Source organism: Halococcus sp. AFM35 (assembly GCF_051195015.1).
Classification (GTDB): Archaea; Halobacteriota; Halobacteria; order Halobacteriales; family Halococcaceae; genus Halococcus.
Genome location: NZ_JBNTJU010000075.1, coordinates 1 through 2,424, shown reverse-complemented (window position 1 = coordinate 2,424; position 2,424 = coordinate 1). Strand labels below are relative to the sequence as shown.

4 protein-coding genes are annotated in these 2,424 nt (G+C 53.8%); all 4 read right to left on the bottom strand.

What is annotated here, in order from left to right; translation table 11 throughout:
• Positions 1–317 precede the first annotated feature (317 nt).
• From ACQUQO_RS18100 to ACQUQO_RS18085, 4 genes are read right to left on the bottom strand one after another with little or no spacing between them, the layout of a single operon-like run.
• Positions 318–1,013: a hypothetical protein gene (locus ACQUQO_RS18100; protein WP_435080033.1), complete on the bottom strand. Its 696-nt coding sequence runs from the start codon at positions 1,011–1,013 to the stop codon at positions 318–320.
• Positions 1,014–1,061: 48 nt separating this feature from the next.
• On the bottom strand, positions 1,062–1,280 hold the full coding sequence (locus tag ACQUQO_RS18095) for a hypothetical protein (RefSeq protein WP_435080032.1): 219 nt from the start codon (positions 1,278–1,280) through the stop codon (positions 1,062–1,064).
• A gap of 6 nt (positions 1,281–1,286) precedes the next feature.
• On the bottom strand, positions 1,287–1,721 hold the full coding sequence (locus tag ACQUQO_RS18090; protein WP_435080030.1) for a hypothetical protein: 435 nt from the start codon (positions 1,719–1,721) through the stop codon (positions 1,287–1,289).
• Positions 1,718–2,074, bottom strand: a complete 357-nt coding sequence (locus ACQUQO_RS18085; RefSeq protein WP_435080028.1) for a toxin-antitoxin system TumE family protein — start codon at positions 2,072–2,074, stop codon at positions 1,718–1,720. The genes ACQUQO_RS18090 and ACQUQO_RS18085 overlap by 4 nt, the downstream gene beginning before the upstream one ends.
• Positions 2,075–2,424: the final 350 nt, after the last annotated feature.

The following is a 2,424-nucleotide window of genomic DNA, read 5'->3' as shown; positions in this document are numbered from 1 at the left end:
TCAGCAAGCAGTTCCCCGCAACAACTATACTGACAGCGGTGGTTTACTTAGCCAGCAGAATTTCCATAGGTAAAGACGAATGTTTTGAACGTATGGGTAGAGGTGAATTGGGATGGCGATGACCGAGCCGATGTAAAATTTCAGTTCAGTATCGATCTCGAAGAGAGTCAATTAACGGGAGAACATCGTATAGCAGGCGAGCTAGATAAAACTTGGAAATGCGAGAGGATGAGTACGGAACCGAAGTAATAGGAGAATGTCGCTGGAACAAGCTATCTTCTTGCCGGCGGGATTACTCGCTTGATGAGAGTCGGCGATTAATGTCCTGACAGCGCTGTATCGTCCGACCGATCTCGACGACCGATGTCAGCGAACGTGACACACCGCATTTTCTCGCGGTCAAACATTCCGGCCCACTCACTTCCAAGAAAATGTTCATAATCGACCGCAACGACACTACCTGAATGATTTACACCGGCTTCTCCTCCGTACTCTCCCGGAATCTCGCTAAGTCCCTCTTTGAACTCTTGATATTGTGAGTCAAATTCTTCCCATGTATCAAGATATGGAACGGGTCCACATCCGTCCCAAAAATCCTTCCCGAGCACCTCCACCTCTTCCATGACAATCCAGCGATATTCTGAGTCGTAAGCAATAATAGGGGTAAAGAGGTGAGCTAGCTCCTTATCAACAGCCTGTTCCCAAATGATCGCTTCAATATAGTTTGGCATCAATTCGCCGGGCGGTGGGTCTGTACTCAGAGAAATCTTGATGACATACTGGTGAGGACCGTCAACGACTGATTGCCCATTATATGTCTCGGGCAAACCACCGACTACTCGATTTCCTGAACCGAGATTCCAACGGAGACCATATTTCTCAGCGGTCGCCGGCCACGCATCCTCTGATGCAACATGAGATTTGTCCGAGGCAGCGAACACTTCTTTTGTCATTTGTTCACACAACAGCCTGCCGGAATCAGTAACGACCGCTGAGGATATATCATGTGACATACACGCAGACTCTTATTCCTCCCAACACATTAAGCTGCGGGCCGATGCCTACTCGTAGCAGTCGTAAGCGGTCTCGCGGTAGGCTTGTTCTGCGTCGTCGTGCTGGGCGCGCTCGACGGCTGCACGCGTCTCATCGAGTAACGACCGGGCATGGGAGAGGTCGCCGCCGTGGAGCGCGTCAAGTGCGTGCTGGCAGGCTTCGACCGCCTGCTGGTGGTCCTCGGAACGGTCCTCCACGTCGGTAGGATGGTGGATGTCGTCGGTCATGCGTGTTCACCCGGATGCAACTGCGGGATCAGTCTCGTCGTTCGAGTGCTGCCCGAACGGTACTGTGATAACGAGTTCGTCATAGGGGAAGACCGGGCGTTTCGACCGGCCTTCCTCCGCGAAGTGGATGACGCCCATCGTTTCGAGGCGGGCCAGTTCCTCGTGGACGTTTTTTACGTCGCGCTCGACGAGGCGAGCGGTTTCACGGATGCTCTCCGGCTCCGCGTCCGTGATGACACGCAACAGCCCCAGGGTTTGCTCGGTGAACGTCTGGGCGAGCATCGTCTCGTTGGGGAACGTCACACTATCAGGTTGTTCGACTGTCTCACCACGGTCAAGTGCCTCAATTGCATCGCGTCCTTCCTCGTAGATACTCTCGCCATCCTGACGGACGGTGATCACGAGCACGTCGTGGTCGTCAGCGTAGGTATTGGTGGTCATGATGATTCTCCTCCAGTGTTGGATGGCCCGAACCTCGGCTTTGGAACTTCCGACCAGAACCGTTCGTAGAGATCAACCATGCCCGGAAATTGGATGGTCTCCGGGTCAGGGTCCGGGGCAACGTGAAGATCGTGGCCTCTCGTATCCTCGTGGGCATTATCGTAGCGCCAAATAGTTCCGTCGGCCAGCGTCTCGGGCGGGTCGGGAGCGAGCGCACCGTAGTGGAGCGTGTAGCGCCACCCGGATGGATACGCCGCATCAGTCGTCTGCCGAACCGACACGCGAATGAGGGTGCCATCCTCATATACATCGGTCCGAGCGTAACCATCGAGGTCGGTCGGCGTCAGGGCCATCCTCTACTGTTGGTTTGTATGCCATCAGTATAAGGCTGTTGGCATCAAGACCAACATAGAACATCTGCGAGAGAAGCCGAATTGCAGTAAATCACATCCTGCTATACCGACTGTATTGAATATCCGACACTCTGCTCGCGGGTTTGAGGACGTAGGGAGAGCCGGTCTGGTCGTGATCATACACTTCGATAGCGAAGTGTTCACGCGAGGTCGTCGCGGTATTCGATTAGCTTGGCGTCGACCGTTCGCACGACGCGGTCTGGGACTGTATACCCCACTTTCGACACCCCTACAGAATTGACAAAATGTTTTTGATCTGAAAAGTACCGAGAACTTCTTTGACCTCACAG

Excerpts from the sequence above, each read along its gene's own strand:
- ACQUQO_RS18100 (WP_435080033.1), bottom strand. The coding sequence starts at position 1,013 with ATGTCACATGATATATCCTCAGCGGTCGTTACTGATTCCGGCAGGCTG.
- ACQUQO_RS18095 (WP_435080032.1), bottom strand. The coding sequence starts at position 1,280 with ATGACCGACGACATCCACCATCCTACCGACGTGGAGGACCGTTCCGAG.
- ACQUQO_RS18090 (WP_435080030.1), bottom strand. The coding sequence starts at position 1,721 with ATGACCACCAATACCTACGCTGACGACCACGACGTGCTCGTGATCACC.
- ACQUQO_RS18085 (WP_435080028.1), bottom strand. The coding sequence starts at position 2,074 with ATGGCCCTGACGCCGACCGACCTCGATGGTTACGCTCGGACCGATGTA.